This window comes from Pseudomonas sp. B16(2017), assembly GCF_002113205.1.
GTDB lineage: Bacteria > Pseudomonadota > Gammaproteobacteria > Pseudomonadales > Pseudomonadaceae > Aquipseudomonas > Aquipseudomonas pharyngis.
In genome coordinates this window covers 28,935-46,613 of the sequence record NZ_NEKA01000025.1, presented here as the reverse complement: position 1 = coordinate 46,613, position 17,679 = coordinate 28,935, and the positions used below count along the sequence as shown (strand labels likewise).

The 17,679-nt window shown below is 60.8% G+C and carries 19 protein-coding genes; 18 read left to right on the top strand and 1 reads right to left on the bottom strand.

All coding sequences use genetic code 11. The features are described from left to right. Positions 1-331 precede the first annotated feature (331 nt). Positions 332-799 carry a hypothetical protein gene (locus tag CAG25_RS27480; protein ID WP_085613305.1) on the top strand — a complete coding sequence of 156 codons (468 nt, stop codon included), beginning with the start codon at positions 332-334 and terminating at the stop codon, positions 797-799. Between the two features lie 50 nt (positions 800-849). Here the strand turns inward: CAG25_RS27480 and CAG25_RS27475 are convergent, their stop codons facing one another. Further along, on the bottom strand, positions 850-1,530 hold the full coding sequence (locus CAG25_RS27475) for an alpha/beta family hydrolase (protein WP_085613307.1): 681 nt from the start codon (positions 1,528-1,530) through the stop codon (positions 850-852). A gap of 94 nt (positions 1,531-1,624) precedes the next feature. Here CAG25_RS27475 and ccoN (CAG25_RS27470) point away from each other — a divergent pair, with 94 nt between their 5' ends. The 17 genes from ccoN (CAG25_RS27470) (at position 1,625) to CAG25_RS27395 (ending at position 17,591) form a co-directional block, all read left to right on the top strand. Further along, positions 1,625-3,049: a cytochrome-c oxidase, cbb3-type subunit I gene (gene ccoN / locus CAG25_RS27470; RefSeq protein WP_007969190.1), complete on the top strand. Its 1,425-nt coding sequence runs from the start codon at positions 1,625-1,627 to the stop codon at positions 3,047-3,049. 10 nt (positions 3,050-3,059) lie between these two features. Beyond that, positions 3,060-3,668 carry a cytochrome-c oxidase, cbb3-type subunit II gene (gene ccoO / locus CAG25_RS27465; RefSeq protein WP_085613304.1) on the top strand — a complete coding sequence of 203 codons (609 nt, stop codon included), beginning with the start codon at positions 3,060-3,062 and terminating at the stop codon, positions 3,666-3,668. 5 nt (positions 3,669-3,673) lie between these two features. Continuing rightward, complete coding sequence (locus tag CAG25_RS27460) at positions 3,674-3,871, top strand: cbb3-type cytochrome c oxidase subunit 3 (RefSeq protein WP_085613303.1); 198 nt, start codon at positions 3,674-3,676, stop codon at positions 3,869-3,871. After that, positions 3,868-4,821 (top strand): cytochrome-c oxidase, cbb3-type subunit III, encoded by a 954-nt coding sequence (gene ccoP, locus CAG25_RS27455; protein ID WP_085613302.1) that lies wholly within the window; start codon positions 3,868-3,870, stop codon positions 4,819-4,821. Before CAG25_RS27460 ends, ccoP (CAG25_RS27455) begins: the two co-directional genes overlap by 4 nt. 482 nt (positions 4,822-5,303) lie before the next feature. After that, positions 5,304-6,746 (top strand): cytochrome-c oxidase, cbb3-type subunit I, encoded by a 1,443-nt coding sequence (ccoN, locus tag CAG25_RS27450; RefSeq protein WP_039770049.1) that lies wholly within the window; start codon positions 5,304-5,306, stop codon positions 6,744-6,746. Next, positions 6,746-7,354 (top strand): cytochrome-c oxidase, cbb3-type subunit II, encoded by a 609-nt coding sequence (gene ccoO, locus CAG25_RS27445; RefSeq protein WP_011333287.1) that lies wholly within the window; start codon positions 6,746-6,748, stop codon positions 7,352-7,354. The genes ccoN (CAG25_RS27450) and ccoO (CAG25_RS27445) overlap by 1 nt, the downstream gene beginning before the upstream one ends. 5 nt (positions 7,355-7,359) lie before the next feature. Continuing rightward, complete coding sequence (locus CAG25_RS27440; RefSeq protein WP_003175465.1) at positions 7,360-7,545, top strand: CcoQ/FixQ family Cbb3-type cytochrome c oxidase assembly chaperone; 186 nt, start codon at positions 7,360-7,362, stop codon at positions 7,543-7,545. Then, entirely contained in the window at positions 7,542-8,525 is a 984-nt protein-coding gene (gene ccoP, locus CAG25_RS27435; RefSeq protein ID WP_039770046.1) for a cytochrome-c oxidase, cbb3-type subunit III, read from the top strand. The genes CAG25_RS27440 and ccoP (CAG25_RS27435) overlap by 4 nt, the downstream gene beginning before the upstream one ends. 160 nt (positions 8,526-8,685) lie before the next feature. After that, a complete protein-coding gene (locus tag CAG25_RS28590) occupies positions 8,686-8,862 on the top strand; it encodes a hypothetical protein (protein WP_158090095.1) in 177 nt (58 codons plus the stop codon). Between the two features lie 258 nt (positions 8,863-9,120). Then, positions 9,121-10,536 carry a cytochrome c oxidase accessory protein CcoG gene (gene ccoG / locus CAG25_RS27430; RefSeq protein ID WP_085613301.1) on the top strand — a complete coding sequence of 472 codons (1,416 nt, stop codon included), beginning with the start codon at positions 9,121-9,123 and terminating at the stop codon, positions 10,534-10,536. Between the two features lie 11 nt (positions 10,537-10,547). Beyond that, positions 10,548-11,087, top strand: coding sequence for a FixH family protein (locus tag CAG25_RS27425; protein WP_085613300.1), 540 nt, complete (start codon positions 10,548-10,550; stop codon positions 11,085-11,087). Positions 11,088-11,203: 116 nt separating this feature from the next. After that, positions 11,204-13,654 carry a heavy metal translocating P-type ATPase gene (locus CAG25_RS27420; protein ID WP_085613299.1) on the top strand — a complete coding sequence of 817 codons (2,451 nt, stop codon included), beginning with the start codon at positions 11,204-11,206 and terminating at the stop codon, positions 13,652-13,654. Positions 13,655-13,676: 22 nt separating this feature from the next. Continuing rightward, positions 13,677-13,889, top strand: a complete 213-nt coding sequence (ccoS, locus tag CAG25_RS27415; RefSeq protein WP_064594725.1) for a cbb3-type cytochrome oxidase assembly protein CcoS — start codon at positions 13,677-13,679, stop codon at positions 13,887-13,889. Beyond that, positions 13,882-14,565 carry a sulfite exporter TauE/SafE family protein gene (locus tag CAG25_RS27410; RefSeq protein ID WP_085613298.1) on the top strand — a complete coding sequence of 228 codons (684 nt, stop codon included), beginning with the start codon at positions 13,882-13,884 and terminating at the stop codon, positions 14,563-14,565. The genes ccoS and CAG25_RS27410 overlap by 8 nt, the downstream gene beginning before the upstream one ends. 82 nt (positions 14,566-14,647) lie before the next feature. Continuing rightward, positions 14,648-16,030, top strand: coding sequence for an oxygen-independent coproporphyrinogen III oxidase (gene hemN, locus CAG25_RS27405; RefSeq protein WP_011333280.1), 1,383 nt, complete (start codon positions 14,648-14,650; stop codon positions 16,028-16,030). Positions 16,031-16,229: 199 nt separating this feature from the next. Continuing rightward, positions 16,230-16,964 (top strand): fumarate/nitrate reduction transcriptional regulator Fnr, encoded by a 735-nt coding sequence (fnr, locus tag CAG25_RS27400; protein WP_039770035.1) that lies wholly within the window; start codon positions 16,230-16,232, stop codon positions 16,962-16,964. Between the two features lie 78 nt (positions 16,965-17,042). Beyond that, a complete protein-coding gene (locus CAG25_RS27395) occupies positions 17,043-17,591 on the top strand; it encodes an adenine phosphoribosyltransferase (protein ID WP_085613297.1) in 549 nt (182 codons plus the stop codon). Positions 17,592-17,679: the final 88 nt, after the last annotated feature.

The following is a 17,679-nucleotide window of genomic DNA, read 5'->3' as shown; positions in this document are numbered from 1 at the left end:
TGTCGTAGCGCTTGCCTAAATTGGACATTGTTATGCACCTTCACCCTCTTGAATGAACGAGTCAATCAACAAGGGCGACAGGTAGCCTGACACAGAGGGCGTTTGCCAAAAGTGACCCGCCGTAAGGGCGGAACCCTAAGCAGCCATCACCGCAGCAACGGATATACACCCCATCAAGGCAATCTTATTAGCTGACCACTACAAGCACATATGAAGCCATCCGCCTAGCTGTCAGGTTTGACAGTAGACGCTCATCTTGAGGAAGGCATATCAAGTGTTTGGCGATCTATTAAAAGAACGCCAATCACCCTTCATGAAAAAGGAACTCCAGATGAGCAGCCTTACTGTTTTTGTCCCTCGATCCCATAGCCCTACGATCCTTGCAAATCAGTTCCACTGGAAATTTGGAAGCAATCCCGAAGTGGCAGCTGAAAGATCCCTGTTTTATCTACATGAGTATCCGCCAACGGGGGAGTTGTCTTGGTCAATCTCAGGATCGACCGGATCAATTTCTGGCGGAGACTACTTCGCCTACAGCATGAATTTCCCGTACATCAATGACGCCCCTCTCAAAGCCACCTACACGCTTAAGGACAAATTGAGCTTCAGACACAGTCATTCAATTCCCGCGCCGGATGGCTTTGATGGATGGAGTGTGGTCGATGCCGATGAAGCCACCCTGACCATAGACCTCGATCCTGCCAAGGGAATCGCAGTAGGTACTTTTGAAGCAAAGTTCAAAAGTCATGGCTATCGGACACAGCCCATCGGACGCTTTAACCTGGTGATCAGTGAATAGCGTCCACGGTTTCCGACATAAAGGATGTGCCCGGACTTTACCGGTCTGGGCTACATCTGAAGAAACCCAGCCACCTTCTCCGCAGCCGAAGCCAAATGCTGCTCATGCGTAAACCCGGAAACCTTGAGCGGCTTCAAATCATGATCCCCCGCAGCCAGCCAAAACACTTCAATACTCGGCGATAAGGAATACCCTTCAACAGCGTCCCGATTGCCAAGCGCATCCCGCTCCCCCTGAACAATCAACGTCAGTGTCTTCAACCCAGCCAGATGTTCGACCCGCGGTTTCTCAGGTTTCCCAACCGCATAAAACGGATAACCCAGACAAACCAAAGCATCAGCGCCAAGCTCATCAGCCAGCAAACTCGCCATCCGCCCCCCCATGGACTTGCCGCCAATCGCGAGTGTCCCAGCGACATGAAGTCGCACCAGGCCATAAACCTCACGCCAACATTCCAGCAACTTCGGCGCCGGATTCGGCGGACGCTTGCTGCCGTCGATACGCCGCTGCGCCATATAAGGAAACTCAAACCGCAACACGTTGATACCAAGCCCGGCAAGGCGCCCAGCCATATCAGTCATCCACTCGCTATCCATCGGCGCACCAGCACCGTGGGCCAGGATCAACGTCGCCGAAGCCTCACCACTGGCGGCGTTCCAGAGCCATCCATGATCGAGCACGCACTGCGCCCATTGATCCCCGTCAATACTGGCCTTGTGCTGTTTGTCCATGCTTGCCTCGCTTTTAGTCTGCCTATAACTCCAGACGAAGGATTCGCGGCGTTCCTGCGCGCGCTCACTTCGGCTGAACCGTGGATGGGGAACCATGAACACTTCTATCAGTACCGCCTACAACTACAAGGTGGTCCGCCAATTCGCCATTATGACGGTGGTGTGGGGCATCGTCGGCATGGGGCTCGGGGTTTTTCTCGCGGCTCAATTGGTCTGGCCCGAACTCAACTTCAACCTGCCGTGGACCAGCTTCGGACGCCTGCGCCCGCTGCACACCAACGCGGTGATCTTCGCGTTCGGCGGCTGTGCCTTGTTCGCCAGTTCGTTCTACTCGGTACAGCGCACCTGCCAGACGCAATTGTTTGCGCCGAAAATCGCCGCGTTCTGCTTCTGGGGCTGGCAGCTTGTGATTCTATTGGCGGCCATCAGCCTGCCGCTGGGTTACACCAGTTCCAAGGAATACGCCGAGCTGGAATGGCCGATCGACATTCTGATCACCATCGTCTGGGTCGCCTACGCCATCGTGTTCTTCGGCACGATCATGCAGCGCAAGACCAAGCACATCTATGTGGGCAACTGGTTCTTCGGCGCGTTCATCATCACTGTGGCGATCCTGCACATCGTCAACAACCTTGAGCTGCCGGTGAGTTTCACCAAGTCCTACTCGGTGTACGCCGGTGCAACCGACGCGATGGTGCAATGGTGGTACGGCCACAACGCCGTAGGCTTTTTCCTCACCGCCGGTTTCCTCGGGATGATGTACTACTTCGTGCCGAAACAGGCCGAACGCCCGGTGTATTCGTATCGCCTGTCGATCGTGCACTTCTGGGCGCTGATCACCCTGTACATCTGGGCCGGTCCGCACCACTTGCACTACACCGCGCTGCCGGACTGGGCGCAGTCGCTGGGCATGGTGATGTCGCTGATTCTGCTGGCACCGAGCTGGGGCGGGATGATCAACGGCATGATGACCCTCTCGGGCGCCTGGCATAAGTTGCGCAGCGACCCGATCCTGCGCTTCCTCGTGGTGTCGCTGGCGTTCTACGGCATGTCGACCTTCGAAGGTCCGATGATGGCGATCAAAACCGTCAACGCCCTCTCCCACTACACCGACTGGACCATCGGCCACGTACACGCCGGCGCACTCGGCTGGGTGGCGATGATTTCCATCGGCGCGCTGTACCACATGATCCCGAAAGTCTTCGGCAAAGAGCAGATGCACAGCATCGGCCTGATCAACGCGCACTTCTGGCTCGCGACCATCGGCACCGTGCTCTACATCGCCTCGATGTGGGTCAACGGCATTGCACAAGGCCTGATGTGGCGTGCGGTGAACGAGGACGGCACGCTGACCTACTCCTTCGTCGAAACCCTGGTGGCCAGCCACCCGGGCTTCGTCGTGCGGCTGATTGGTGGGGCGATCTTCCTCAGCGGCATGTTCCTGATGGCTTACAACACCTGGCGCACCGTGCGGGCCTCGCAGCCTGCTGATGTCGTTGCTGCCGCGCAGATGGCCTGAGGAGTCCGCCATGAAACACGAAACGATTGAAAAGAACGTCGGCCTGCTGATGTTGCTGATGGTGTTCGCCGTGAGCATCGGCGGCCTGACCCAGATCGTCCCGCTGTTCTTCCAGGACGTGACCAACAAACCGGTGGAAGGCATGAAGCCCTACACCGCGCTGCAACTGGAAGGCCGCGACATCTATATCCGCGAAGGCTGCGTCGGTTGCCACTCGCAGATGATCCGGCCGTTCCGCGCCGAAACCGAACGCTACGGGCACTACTCGGTGGCCGGGGAAAGCGTGTGGGATCACCCGTTCCTGTGGGGCTCGAAACGTACCGGTCCGGACCTGGCCCGGGTTGGCGCGCGTTACTCGGATGACTGGCACCGTGCGCACTTGTACAACCCGCGCAACGTTGTACCGGAATCGAAGATGCCGGCCTACCCATGGCTGGTGACCCAACCGGTCGACAGCAGCCACACCGAAACCAAGCTCAAGACCATGCGCACCCTCGGCGTGCCGTACACCGACGACGACATCAGCGGCGCGGTGACCAGCCTCAAGGGCAAGACCGAAATGGACGCCCTCGTCTCCTACCTGCAAGTGCTCGGCACTGCGATCAAGAGCAAGAGGTGAGCACGATGGTCATTGAAATGAGTGCAGGCCTGATTCGCGGCCTCGGCACGGTCGTGGTGTTCGTGGCCTTCGTCGGCCTGACCCTGTGGGTGTTCAACCGCAAGCGCACGCCGGAATTCGCCGAAGCACGCCTGCTGCCGTTCGCCGACGAGCCGCAACCCGACACTACCCAAGTTAATGAAACAAGGAGTACCCGGCCATGACCACCTTCTGGAGTACGTGGATCTGCGTACTGACCATCGGCAGCCTGATCGGCCTGACCTGGCTGCTGGTCGGCACCCGTCGGGGCGAAACCAAGGGCAGCGTCGACCAGACCATGGGCCACAGCTTCGACGGCATCGAGGAGTACGACAACCCGCTGCCGCAGTGGTGGTTCATGCTGTTCGCCGGCACGCTGGTGTTTTCCGTGGGCTATCTGATTCTTTATCCGGGCCTGGGCAACTGGAAAGGCATCCTGCCTGGCTACGAGGATGGCTGGACCGGCGTCCACGAGTGGGAAAAGGAGATGAGCAAGGCTGACGCCAGGTTCGGGCCGATCTTCGCCAAGTTCGCCGCGATGCCGGTGGAAGAAGTGGCAAAGGACCCACAGGCACTGAAAATGGGCGGCCGTCTGTTCGCCTCCAACTGCTCGGTGTGCCACGGCTCGGACGCCAAGGGTGCGTTCGGTTTCCCTAACCTCGCCGACAAGGACTGGCGTTGGGGCGGCAGCGCCGAAACCATCAAGACGACCATCATGGGTGGCCGGATGGCGGCGATGCCGGCGTGGGGTGAAGTGCTGGGCGAGGCCGGAGTGAAAAATGTCGCGGCGTATGTGCGTCATGAACTGGCGGGGCTGCCACTGCCGGCGGACAACAAGGCTGATCTTCAAGCGGGTCAGCAGGCGTTCAGCACAACCTGCACCGCCTGTCACGGGGCAAACGGCCAGGGCACCGAAGCCATGGGCGCGCCGAACCTGACGCACCCGGCCGGTTTCATCTACGGCACCAGCCTGACGCAACTGGAGCAGACCATTCGCCATGGTCGTCAGGGCCACATGCCAGCTCAGAACGAGCTGTTGGGCAACGATAAAGTGCAATTGCTGGCCGCTTATGTGTACAGCCTGAGCAATGGATTGAATACAGAAAAACTGATTACCGAGGACAATAAAAAGTAATCATTGCGCACAAGACGTGCCGCACGTTTCCAGTGCGGCAGTTTCCAGCCCCTTTGCGACGCATTGTCGCACCCCTTCACCCCCTCTCCTTTCGGTTACCCGGATTCGGGTCTACGCTTGCTCGATGCGGACTGGCCCGTGCCGGTTCCAGGTCGACCCCGAGCGAGGCGTTGAACGAATCGGCTGACTGACATGGCCGCAAAGGCCGGTAGATACCGGCTGTCGTGCCCATTACCGTCCGTCACCCGAACCGAGCGTTCGAACACACCCCGTTACATCTGACCGGGACCCCTCGCTTTTTTCGTCCGCTGCGACATTTTGCCCGAGGGCAATTTTGTCCTTACGCGGCGCATGGAAAGGCCGCAGAATCAGCGTTGGAAAGCATTGACCCAGGTCATGGCGCGTTGCATTGCCCCCCTGCTTTCTACATACTTGCGGCCGATTTTAATCCTAATAAAACACCCAAACCGTGGAACCTTAGAATGAGCACAGCAATCAGTCCGACTGCTTATAACTATAAGGTAGTCCGCCAGTTCGCCATCATGACGGTGGTCTGGGGGATCCTTGGCATGGGGCTCGGTGTCTTCATCGCCTCGCAACTGGTCTGGCCGGAGTTGAATTTCGGTCTGCCGTGGACGAGCTTTGGACGCCTGCGCCCGTTGCACACAAACCTGGTGATTTTCGCCTTCGGTGGTTGTGCACTGTTTGCCACTTCCTACTATGTCGTGCAGCGAACCTGCCAGACGCGACTGATTTCCGACAGCCTCGCGGCCTTCACCTTCTGGGGATGGCAAGCGGTGATCGTCGGCGCGATCATTACCTTGCCGCTGGGTTACACAACCACCAAGGAATACGCCGAGCTGGAATGGCCGATCGCCATTTTGCTGGCCATTGTCTGGATTTCCTACGGACTGGTGTTCTTCGGCACCATCACCAAGCGCAAGACCAAGCACATCTATGTCGGTAACTGGTTCTACGGTGCGTTCATCGTGGTGACCGCGATGCTGCACATCGTCAACCACATGTCGCTGCCGGTCAGCCTGTTCAAGTCCTACTCGGCCTACTCGGGCGCCACCGACGCGATGATCCAGTGGTGGTACGGCCACAACGCCGTGGGCTTCTTCCTGACCACCGGTTTCCTGGGGATGATGTACTACTTCGTGCCGAAACAGGCCGAACGTCCGATCTACTCCTATCGTCTGTCGATCGTGCACTTCTGGGCGCTGATCACTCTGTACATCTGGGCCGGTCCGCACCACCTGCACTACACCGCTCTGCCGGACTGGGCGCAGTCGCTGGGCATGGCGATGTCGATCATCCTGCTGGCACCGAGCTGGGGCGGCATGATCAACGGCATGATGACCCTGTCGGGCGCCTGGCATAAGCTGCGTACCGACCCGATCCTGCGTTTCCTGGTGGTATCGCTGGCGTTCTACGGCATGTCGACCTTCGAAGGTCCGATGATGGCGATCAAGACCGTCAACTCGCTCTCGCACTACACCGACTGGACCATCGGCCACGTACACGCCGGCGCTCTCGGCTGGGTAGCGATGATCTCGATCGGCGCGATCTACCACATGATCCCGAAACTGTTCGGCCGCGCGCAGATGCACAGCACCGGCCTGATCAACGCGCACTTCTGGCTCGCGACCATCGGTACCGTGCTGTACATCGCTTCGATGTGGGTCAACGGCATCACTCAAGGCCTGATGTGGCGTGCAATCAACGACGACGGCACCCTCACCTACTCGTTCGTCGAAGCGCTGCAGGCCAGCCACCCTGGCTTCATCGTCCGAGCTCTGGGCGGTGCGTTCTTCGCCAGCGGCATGCTGCTGATGGCTTACAACGTATGGCGCACCGTTCGCGCCTCGAACCCGGCTGAAGCCGAAGCCGCCGCCAAGATCGCCGTAGTTGGAGCTCACTGATGAAGCATGAAGCTGTCGAGAAGAATATTGGTCTGCTGGCCTTCTTCATGGTCATCGCCGTCAGCGTCGGTGGCCTGACCCAAATCGTTCCGCTGTTTTTCCAGGACGTCACCAACAAGCCGGTCGAAGGCATGAAGCCGCGCACCGCCCTTGAACTGGAAGGCCGCGACGTTTACATCGCCAACGGCTGTGTCGGCTGCCACTCGCAGATGATCCGACCGTTCCGTGCCGAAACCGAACGCTATGGCCACTACTCGGTCGCCGGTGAAAGCGTCTGGGATCACCCGTTCCTGTGGGGTTCCAAACGTACCGGTCCGGACCTGGCCCGCGTCGGCGGTCGTTACTCCGATGACTGGCAGCGTGCGCACTTGTACAACCCGCGCAACGTCGTCCCCGAGTCGAAAATGCCGGCCTACCCGTTCCTCGTAGAAAACAAGCTCGATGGCAAAGACACGGCCAAGAAAATGGAAGTGTTGCGCACGCTTGGCGTCCCTTACACCGACGAAGACATCGCCGGTGCAAGAGATGCCGTGAAGGGCAAAACCGAAATGGACGCGCTGGTGGCCTATCTGCAAGGCCTGGGCACCATCATCAAAAGCAAACGGTGATTCTGATGGATATCGGGATGATTCGAGGCCTGGGTACCGTTGTCGTGATGGTTGCCTTCATCGGCCTGGCGTTGTGGGTGTTCAGCCCCAAGCGCAAGTCGGAGTTTGAAGACGCGACCTTGCTGCCCTTCGCGGATGATCCCGAAGCCATCAAGCACGTCGAGCAAGCTTCTAGGAGTAACAAAGAATGACTACATTCTGGAGTCTGTACGTCACAGTCCTCAGTCTCGGTACGATCTTTTCCCTGACCTGGCTGTTGCTGTCGACCCGCAAGGGCCAGCGCAGCGAACAGACGGACGAGACGGTCGGCCACTCCTTCGACGGGATCGAGGAGTACGACAACCCGCTGCCGAAATGGTGGTTCATGCTGTTCGTGGGCACTATCGTGTTTGCTCTGGGTTACCTGGTGCTGTATCCGGGCCTGGGCAACTGGAAAGGTCTGCTGCCGGGCTACAACTACCTCGATACCGAGAAGCAGACCGCGTTCGCCAACGGCCAGACCGGCTGGACCGGCGTTCACGAGTGGGAAAAGGAAATGGCCCGTTCGGACGCCAAGTTCGGTCCGATCTTCGCCAAGTTCGCCGCCATGCCGATCGAAGAAGTCGCCAAGGATCCACAAGCCCTGAAGATGGGTGGCCGTCTGTTCGCCTCCAACTGCTCGGTCTGCCACGGCTCCGACGCCAAGGGCGCTTATGGTTTCCCCAACCTGACCGACGCCGACTGGCGCTGGGGCGGCGAGCCGGAAACCATCAAGACCACCATCATGGGCGGTCGTCACGCGGTGATGCCGGCCTGGGCAGAAGTGATCGGCGAGCAAGGCGTGGCCGACGTGGCCGCGTTCGTGCTGACCAATCTGGATGGCCGCAAGCTGCCGGAAGGCACCAAGGCAGACCCGGCCAACGGCCAGAAACTGTTCGCTGCCAACTGCGTGGCCTGCCACGGCCCGGCGGGCAAGGGTACGCCAGCCATGGGCGCACCCGACCTGACTCACCCGGCCGCGTTCATCTACGGTTCGAGCTTTGCACAACTACAGCAGACCATCCGTTACGGCCGTCAGGGCCAGATGCCTGCCCAGGAACAACTGCAGGGCAACGACAAGGTTCACCTGCTGGCGGCTTACGTTTACAGCCTGTCCCACGGTGAAAAACCTGCGGAAGCCGAGGCCCAGTAAGGCCGACGCCTGAAGCAAACAAAGCGGCCCCGCCAATGAGAATTGGCGGGGCCGCTTTGCATTCCGGCACCTTCATGATTTGAGACGAATGCTCGATGGACGCTTAATGAGGTGCCCTGTAGCTTGTCGTTCGACACATTGACCTCAAGGAAGAAAACCAATGCGAGAATCTGATCACGACTGCGTTCAACCCCATGACGATTTCCTTTACGCCTATTCGGAAATTCAAACCACACCTACCGAAGCCCCTGCCAGCGACAAAACAAAAACAGTCGAACGCGCCGAGAAGAGTAACGGCAACGGGCTGGACAGTCTCGGAGGTGGAAAACTGGTTTGATGCCGCTCCAGACAGGCATGTCAGCGTATTCCGGAGGCTCGTTCGCGAGAACGGGACCAAGGATCGTCTATAGTCAATTGATCTGCATCATGCTTTGTTACATTCGCTACACCATTCATGATTTTTCCCCAACGCGACCAAAGGTCGCACCCGTTCGTCGGTAGTACAGGCGTATCATTGCGCCACCGCAACACCCCTTTTTGACCCCGGCCGGCACGTATCGACCGAGGCATTTTTCCACTGCCGTGGGATGCAATGATGAGCAACCAGATTCCGGTACACGACGTCACGCCACCCAGCAAGAACGCAAACAACAGCGTCGACCTTTACGCCTCTCGAGAAAAAATCTACACCCGTGCTTTCACTGGCCTGTTCCGCAATCTGCGGATGGCAGGCGGCGCCGCCCTGTTCCTGCTGTATTTCGGTACGGTATGGCTGAACTGGGGCGGCCATCAGGCCGTATGGTGGAACCTGCCGGAGCGCAAATTCTTCATTTTCGGCGCCACGTTCTGGCCCCAGGACTTCATTCTGCTTTCGGGCCTGTTGATCATCGCTGCGTTCGGCCTGTTTTTCATCACCGTGTATGCCGGCCGGGTCTGGTGTGGTTACACCTGTCCGCAAAGCGTCTGGACATGGATTTTCATGTGGTGCGAGAAGGTCACCGAAGGCGACCGCAACCAGCGCATCAAGCTCGACAAGACGCCGATGAGCGCCAACAAGTTCCTGCGTAAATTCGCCAAGCACGCGCTGTGGCTGCTGATCGGTTTCGTCACCGGCATGACCTTCGTCGGTTACTTCTCGCCGATCCGCGAACTGGTAATCGAATTCTTCACAGGGCAAGCCGATGGCTGGTCGTATTTCTGGGTCGGTTTCTTCACCCTGGCCACGTACGGCAATGCCGGCTGGCTGCGTGAGCAGGTGTGCATCTACATGTGTCCGTATGCACGCTTCCAGAGCGTGATGTTCGACAAGGACACGCTGATCGTTTCCTACGACCCGCGTCGCGGTGAAAGCCGTGGTCCGCGCAAGAAAGGCATCGACTACAAGGCTCAGGGCCTGGGCGACTGCATCGACTGCACCATGTGCGTCCAGGTCTGCCCGACCGGCATCGACATCCGCGACGGCCTGCAGATCGAATGCATCGGTTGCGCCGCGTGCATCGACGCCTGCGACAGCATCATGGACAAGATGGATTACCCTCGCGGGCTGATCAGCTACACCACCGAGCACAACTTGTCCGGGCAGAAAACCCATAAACTGCGGCCACGCCTGATCGGTTATGCCGTGGTGCTGCTGGCGATGATCAGCCTGTTGGTGACGGCCTTCTTCATGCGTTCGCTGGTGGGTTTCGACGTCAGCAAGGACCGCGTGCTGTATCGCGAAAACGCCGAAGGCCGGATCGAAAACGTCTACAGCCTGAAGATCATGAACAAGGATCAGCGCGACCACACCTACGTGCTGGAAGCCGCCGGTTTGCCGGATCTGCGCCTGCAAGGCAAACGCGAGATCAAAGTGCCGGCCGGGGAAATCTTCAGCATGCCGGTCGAGCTGTCGAGCGCGCCTGAACAATTGCCTTCGAGCACCAACGAGGTGAAATTCATCCTCAGGGATGCCGATGACGACAGCGTCCACGTAGAAGCCAAGAGCCGGTTCATCGGCCCACAAAATCGTTGAGAGAACTGAACATGCCCGCAGCAAACGCCGCAAGTCCCTGGTACAAGCACCTTTGGCCATGGATCATCATCGGGATTCTGGCCTGTTCGGTGACCCTGACGCTGTCCATGGTGACCATCGCGGTGAACAACCCGGATAACCTGGTCAACGACAACTACTACGAGGCCGGCAAAGGCATCAACCGTTCGCTGGACCGTGAATTGCTGGCGCAGACCCTGAAGATGCGCGCCGCCGTGCACCTGGATGACGTCACCGGAGAAGTCGACCTGCGCCTGAGCGGCGACAGCCAGCCGAAAACCCTGGAACTGAACCTGATCTCGCCGACCCAGCCGGAAAAGGATCGCAAGATCGTCCTGGCCCGCAGCGAGACTGAACAGGGCCGCTACATCGGCCAGTTGAGCGACAAGATCGAAGGCCGGCGCTTTGTTGAGTTGCTGGGCACTCAGGACGACCACGTGTGGCGGATGTTCGAGGAGGAGCTGGTGAGTCATGACAAGGACTTGTTGCTGGGTGATGAGCCGCTTCAAGGCGCTGAAGACCTGAAGAAATAAAGCCGCGCTTCGCGCATCGCGAGCAGGCTCGCTCCCACAGGTTTTGTGAACGCCGCAAACCCAATGTGGGAGCGAGCCTGCTCGCGATGAGGCCCTCCCGGACGACGATTTAGCTGATGAACACCCCACTCCCCTGTTACCACTGCGCCCTGCCCGTCCCGTCCGGCAGCCGCTTCACCGCCGTCGTGCTCGGGGAGTCCCGCGAGTTCTGCTGCCCCGGCTGCCAGGCGGTGGCCGAAGCCATCGTCGCCGGCGGGCTGGAAAGCTATTACCAGCATCGCAGCGAAGCTTCGGCCAACCCCGAAGCGCTGCCGGTGCAACTGGTGGACGAGCTTGAGCTGTACGACCGCGCCGACGTGCAGCAACCCTTCGTGCGCCACGAAGGTGAACTGGCCGAAACCACGCTGTTGATGGAAGGCATCAGTTGCGCCGCGTGCGGCTGGCTGATCGAGAAACACCTGCGCACCCTGCCCGCCGTGGCCGAAGCGCGGCTGAACCTGTCCAACCATCGCCTCTACGTACGTTGGGCCGACGGACAATTGCCGCTGAGCCAGATCCTCGGCGAACTGCGCCACATCGGCTATGCCGCGCACCCGTATCAGGCCGACCGCGCCAGCGAGCAACTGGCCAGCGAAAACCGCCTCGCCCTGCGTCAGCTTGGTGTGGCCGGGCTGCTGTGGTTTCAGGCCATGATGGCGACCATGGCCACCTGGCCGGAATTCAACATCGACCTCAGTCCCGAGTTGCACACCATCCTGCGCTGGGTCGCGCTGTTCCTCACCACGCCGATCGTGTTCTACAGCTGCGCGCCGTTTTTCAAAGGGGCCATGCGCGACCTGCGCACCCGTCATCTGACCATGGACGTTTCGGTCTCACTGGCGATCGGCGCGGCTTATATCGCCGGGATCTGGACCTCGATCACCGGGGTCGGCGAGCTGTATTTCGACGCGGTGGGCATGTTCGCGCTGTTCCTGCTTGCCGGACGTTACCTCGAACGCCGCGCCCGAGAGCGTACCGCCGCTGCCACTGCGCAACTGGTCAATCTGTTGCCCGCTTCGTGCCTGCGCCTCGACAACGCCGGCCAGAGCGAACGCATCCTGCTCAGCGAACTGCGCCTCGGTGACCGGGTGCTGGTGCAGCCCGGTTCGGTGCTGCCGGCGGACGGCAAGATCCTCGATGGCCAGTCGAGCATCGACGAGTCGGTGCTGACCGGCGAATACCTGCCGCAACCGCGTACCAAGGGCGATGCGGTCACCGCCGGCACGCTGAACGTGGAAGGCGCGCTGACCGTCGAGGTGCAGGCGCTCGGCCAGGACACGCGGCTGTCGGCAATCGTCCGCCTGCTGGATCGCGCCCAGGCGGAAAAACCACGGCTGGCGGAAATCGCCGACCGCGCCGCGCAATGGTTCCTGTTGCTGTCGCTGATCGCGGCGGCCGCCATCGGCCTGTTGTGGTGGGAACTGGATTCGTCGCGGGCGTTCTGGATCGTCCTCGCCATGCTGGTGGCGACCTGCCCGTGCGCGCTGTCACTGGCGACACCGACCGCCCTCACCGCCGCCACCGGCACTCTGCACAAACTTGGCCTGCTGCTGACGCGCGGCCATGTGCTGGAAGGTCTGAACCAGATCGACACGGTGATCTTCGACAAGACCGGCACTCTCACCGAAGGCCGACTGGTACTGCGCTCGATCCGCCCGCTCGGCGCCCTCGACAGCGATCAATGCCTGAGCCTCGCCGCCGCCCTGGAAAACCGTTCCGAACACCCGATTGCCCGCGCCTTTGGTCGCGCGCCACTGGCTGCCGAAGACGTCCACAGTACGCCGGGCCTGGGGCTTGAAGGCTTGGTCGGCGAACAGCGCTTGCGCATCGGTCAGGCGGATTTTGTCTGTGATCTCAGCGGCGCGCCGGTACCATCGATGCCGAAAGAGCCGGGGCAATGGCTGCTGCTCGGTGACAATCAGGGCCCCCTGGCCTGGCTCGCCCTCGACGACCGTCTGCGCGACGACGCCCCCGCCCTGCTCGCCGCGTGCAAGGCGCGCGGCTGGCGCACGCTGCTGCTGTCGGGCGACAGTTCGCCGATGGTCGCCAGCGTCGCCGCCGAACTGGGCATCGACGAGGCCCGGGGCGGTCTGCGCCCGGACGACAAGCTGCAAGTGCTGCAACAACTGCACAAGGACGGCCGCAAGGTGTTGATGCTCGGCGACGGGGTCAACGACGTGCCGGTGCTGGCTGCTGCGGACATCAGCGTGGCCATGGGCTCGGCCACCGATCTGGCGAAAACCAGTGCCGATGCGGTGCTGCTGTCCAACCGACTTGACGCCTTGGTACAAGCCTTCACGCTGGCGCGCCGCACACGCCGGGTGATCATCGAGAACCTGTTGTGGGCCGCGCTGTACAATGGCCTAATGTTGCCGTTCGCCGCCCTCGGCTGGATCACTCCGGTGTGGGCCGCCGTCGGCATGTCGATCAGTTCGCTGACCGTGGTGCTCAACGCCCTGCGCCTGACTCGCCTGCCGAGCGCGCCGGCCGTTAGCGCCACGTCAGAAACCCGCCCGCTGCCGGCCTGAGCCGCGCGGGCATGGAGTACAGATGCCAGCTCTCTACGTGATGATTCCGGCCGCGCTGCTGATCGTGGCCATCGCCGTCTACATCTTCTTCTGGGCGGTGGACAGCGGCCAATACGACGACCTCGACGGCCCGGCCCACAGCATCCTGTTCGACGACCAGGACCCGAACCACACCGCTGCGGTGGACGAAGCCAACCCTACAAAAGCGGACGACAAGGCGCCACCCCATGCTTGAACTGGCGCCGCTGCTGGTGTCTGCGTTGATCCTCGGCCTGCTCGGCGGCGGCCATTGCCTGGGCATGTGCGGAGGCTTGATGGGCGCACTGACCCTGGCGATTCCCAAGGAACAACGCAGCCGACGTTTTCGATTGCTGCTGGCCTATAACCTCGGGCGGATTTTCAGTTATGCCACGGCGGGATTACTGATCGGACTGGCCGGATGGGCCGTGGCCAACAGTCCTGCCGCGCTGTTCATGCGCGTGCTCGCCGGTTTGCTGCTGATCGCCATGGGTCTGTATCTGGCGGGCTGGTGGAGCGGCCTGACCCGTATCGAAAGCCTTGGGCGCGGACTGTGGCGTTACATTCAACCCGTCGCCAACCGCTTGCTGCCAGTGTCGAGCCTGCCCCGGGCCTTGCTGCTCGGCGCGCTGTGGGGCTGGCTGCCGTGCGGGCTGGTTTACAGCACGTTGCTGTGGTCGGCCAGTCAGGGCAATGCACTCGACAGCGCGTTGCTGATGCTCGCCTTCGGGCTCGGCACCTGGCCGGTATTGCTGGCCACCGGCCTCGCGGCCGAGCGGGTCACGGCGCTGTTGCGCAAACGCAGCGTGCGCATGGCCGGCGGTCTGCTGGTGATCCTGTTCGGTATCTGGACCCTGCCGGGGCCGCACCAGCACTGGCTGATGGGCCACTGATCCCGTTGATGCAAATCAAGATGCCTTTTTGTGCCCTCCCCTAGACTCGGCACACTGCCAGCCTATCCGGGGGAATGCCCGCATGCTCGACGCCATTCGTTGGGACACCGATTTGATCCGCCGCTACGACCTGGCGGGGCCGCGTTACACCTCGTACCCGACGGCCGTGCAATTTCACAGTCAGGTCGGCACCTTCGACCTGTTCCACGCCCTGCGCGATAGCCGCAAGGCCCTGCGCCCGTTGTCGCTGTACGTGCACGTGCCGTTCTGCGCGAACATTTGCTATTACTGCGCCTGCAACAAGGTCATCACCAAGGATCGCGGCCGCGCGCTGCCCTATCTGCAACGGCTCGAGCAGGAAATCCAGCTGATCGCCTGTCACCTCGACCCGGCGCAGAAAGTCGAGCAACTGCACTTCGGCGGCGGCACGCCGACCTTTCTCAGCCACGATGAATTGCGCCAGTTGATGGCGCACCTGCGCAAGCATTTCAATCTGCTGGATGACGATTCCGGCGACTACGGCATCGAAATCGACCCGCGCGAAGCCGACTGGTCGACCATGGGCCTGCTGCGCGAGCTGGGTTTCAATCGGGTCAGCATCGGCCTGCAGGATCTCGATCCGGCGGTGCAACGGGCGGTCAATCGCCTGCAAAGCCTGGAGGAAACCCGCGCGGTGATCGACGCGGCTCGCACCCTGCAATTTCGCTCGATCAACATCGACCTGATCTATGGCCTGCCCAAGCAGACCCCGGACAACTTCGCCCGTACCGTCGAGGAAGTCATCAGCCTGCAACCGGACCGGCTCTCGGTATTCAACTACGCCCACCTGCCGGAACGCTTCATGCCGCAGCGGCGGATCAACGGCAACGAACTGCCGAGCCCGGCGCAGAAACTGGAAATGCTGCAACGCACCATCGAACAACTGACCGCCGCCGGCTATCGCTACATCGGCATGGACCACTTCGCCCTGCCCGACGATGAACTGGCGATTGCTCAGGAAGAATCGACCCTGCAACGCAATTTCCAGGGCTACACCACCCACGGTCACTGCGACCTGATCGGCCTGGGCGTGTCGGCCATCAGCCAGATCGGCGATCTGTACTGCCAGAACAGCAGCGACCTCAATCACTACCAGAACACCCTCGCCGGCGCGCAACTGGCCACCAGCCGAGGCCTGGTGTGCAACGCTGACGATCGCCTGCGCCGCGCGGTGATCCAGCAACTGATCTGCAATTTCAGCCTGGACTTCGCCGAGATCGAGCGCAGCTTCAACATCGATTTTCAGGGCTACTTCGGCGCGCTCTGGCCACAATTGCAGGGTATGGCGCAGGACGGGTTGATCGAACTGGATCGCGAACGCATCACCGTGCTGCCGGCCGGGCGACTGCTGGTGCGTTCGGTGTGCATGGTGTTCGATGCGTATCTGGAACAGCAGAATCGCCAGCGCTTTTCCCGGGTGATCTGACTTTTCATCAACAACGCAGGGGGCTGCGTATCCATAGCGGTCATCGAAACGGTGCCTTGCACGCCGTCCGAGACACGTTTATCGGCCGTCATCCCTGCGGCGTTTTGCCGGTGGGGCAATCTCGCCACAGGCTGGCCTGAATGTCTTCCAGTGGGTTACCCTTACGCCTTATGTGTGTTTTCCCACAAGGATTTAAGAAATGTCCGAGCCAGTTAAACTGCGCGCTCACAACCAGGCTAATTGCAAGGATTGCAGCCTGGCCCCTCTCTGCCTGCCACTTTCGCTGAATCTGGAAGACATGGAAGCGCTGGACGAAATCGTTAAACGGGGTCGCCCGTTGAAAAAGGGTGAGTTCCTGTTCCGCCAGGGCGACACCTTCGATTCCGTTTATGCAGTACGCTCCGGCGCTCTGAAGACCTTCAGCCTGAGCGATACCGGCGAAGAGCAACTGACCGGTTTCCACCTGCCGAGCGAGCTGGTCGGGCTGTCCGGCATGGACACCGAGAAACACCCGGTGTCCGCCCAGGCCCTGGAAACCACTTCGGTCTGCGAGATTCCGTTCGAACGCCTCGATGAACTGGCCCTGCAACTGCCGCAGCTACGCCGTCAGCTGATGCGCGTGATGAGCCGGGAAATCCGCGACGACCAACAGATGATGTTGCTGCTGTCGAAGAAAACCGCCGACGAGCGCATCGCCACGTTCCTGGTCAACCTGTCGGCGCGTTTCCGCGCTCGCGGCTTCTCGGCCAACCAGTTCCGCCTGAGCATGTCGCGCAATGAAATCGGCAACTACCTGGGGCTGGCGGTGGAAACCGTGTCCCGGGTCTTCACCCGCTTCCAGCAGAACGAACTGATCGCCGCCGAGGGCAAGGAAATCCACATCCTCGACCCGATCCAGCTCTGCGCCCTGGCTGGCGGCTCGCTCGAAGTCTGATCTCGACCCGCGGCCGAGCGAATCGTTTCAGCCGCGGGTATACTGCGCCGTTTGCAGCCCTGCCAGGACACCTCGACGATGGTCTTCGACTCCTTCGACATCAAATCCCTGATCCGCCCCGTGATCGACTTCCCGAAACCGGGTGTGATCTTTCGCGACATCACCCCGCTGTTCCAGTCGCCCAAGGCTCTGCGCCTGGTGATGGACAGCTTCGCCCACCGCTATGTCGAAGCCGACTTCACCCACATCGGTGCGATGGATGCGCGTGGTTTCCTGATCGGTTCGGTACTGGCCTATCAGTTGAACAAGCCGCTGGTGTTGTTCCGCAAGCAGGGCAAGCTGCCGGCGGACGTGCTGGCCGAAGGTTACGCGTCCGAGTACGGCGAAGCGTTCCTCGAAGTGCACGCCGACAGCCTGTGCGAAGGCGACTCGGTGGTGATGTTCGATGACCTGATCGCCACCGGCGGCACGCTGATCGCAGCGGCCAACCTGATCCGCCGCATGGGCGCCCGCGTTCATGAAGCAGCGGCGATCATCGATCTGCCGGAACTGGGTGGTTCGCAGCGTCTTGAGGACATGGGGATTCCGACGTTCTGCCTGACGCAGTTTGCGTTGACTGATAAATAAGCGGCGCCTGCCATTACGCCTTCGCGAGCAAGCCCGCCCCCACATTCGACCGCATTCCCCTGATGGAACATGGTCGAATGTGGGAGCG

Bases quoted from the DNA above. Each gene is read 5' to 3' on its own strand.
- CAG25_RS27480 (WP_085613305.1), top strand. From the start codon at position 332: ATGAGCAGCCTTACTGTTTTTGTCCCTCGATCCCATAGCCCTACGATC.
- CAG25_RS27475 (WP_085613307.1), bottom strand. From the start codon at position 1,530: ATGGACAAACAGCACAAGGCCAGTATTGACGGGGATCAATGGGCGCAG.
- ccoN (WP_007969190.1), top strand. From the start codon at position 1,625: ATGAACACTTCTATCAGTACCGCCTACAACTACAAGGTGGTCCGCCAA.
- ccoO (WP_085613304.1), top strand. From the start codon at position 3,060: ATGAAACACGAAACGATTGAAAAGAACGTCGGCCTGCTGATGTTGCTG.
- CAG25_RS27460 (WP_085613303.1), top strand. From the start codon at position 3,674: ATGGTCATTGAAATGAGTGCAGGCCTGATTCGCGGCCTCGGCACGGTC.
- ccoP (WP_085613302.1), top strand. From the start codon at position 3,868: ATGACCACCTTCTGGAGTACGTGGATCTGCGTACTGACCATCGGCAGC.
- ccoN (WP_039770049.1), top strand. From the start codon at position 5,304: ATGAGCACAGCAATCAGTCCGACTGCTTATAACTATAAGGTAGTCCGC.
- ccoO (WP_011333287.1), top strand. From the start codon at position 6,746: ATGAAGCATGAAGCTGTCGAGAAGAATATTGGTCTGCTGGCCTTCTTC.
- CAG25_RS27440 (WP_003175465.1), top strand. From the start codon at position 7,360: ATGGATATCGGGATGATTCGAGGCCTGGGTACCGTTGTCGTGATGGTT.
- ccoP (WP_039770046.1), top strand. From the start codon at position 7,542: ATGACTACATTCTGGAGTCTGTACGTCACAGTCCTCAGTCTCGGTACG.
- CAG25_RS28590 (WP_158090095.1), top strand. From the start codon at position 8,686: ATGCGAGAATCTGATCACGACTGCGTTCAACCCCATGACGATTTCCTT.
- ccoG (WP_085613301.1), top strand. From the start codon at position 9,121: ATGAGCAACCAGATTCCGGTACACGACGTCACGCCACCCAGCAAGAAC.
- CAG25_RS27425 (WP_085613300.1), top strand. From the start codon at position 10,548: ATGCCCGCAGCAAACGCCGCAAGTCCCTGGTACAAGCACCTTTGGCCA.
- CAG25_RS27420 (WP_085613299.1), top strand. From the start codon at position 11,204: ATGAACACCCCACTCCCCTGTTACCACTGCGCCCTGCCCGTCCCGTCC.
- ccoS (WP_064594725.1), top strand. From the start codon at position 13,677: ATGCCAGCTCTCTACGTGATGATTCCGGCCGCGCTGCTGATCGTGGCC.
- CAG25_RS27410 (WP_085613298.1), top strand. From the start codon at position 13,882: ATGCTTGAACTGGCGCCGCTGCTGGTGTCTGCGTTGATCCTCGGCCTG.
- hemN (WP_011333280.1), top strand. From the start codon at position 14,648: ATGCTCGACGCCATTCGTTGGGACACCGATTTGATCCGCCGCTACGAC.
- fnr (WP_039770035.1), top strand. From the start codon at position 16,230: ATGTCCGAGCCAGTTAAACTGCGCGCTCACAACCAGGCTAATTGCAAG.
- CAG25_RS27395 (WP_085613297.1), top strand. From the start codon at position 17,043: ATGGTCTTCGACTCCTTCGACATCAAATCCCTGATCCGCCCCGTGATC.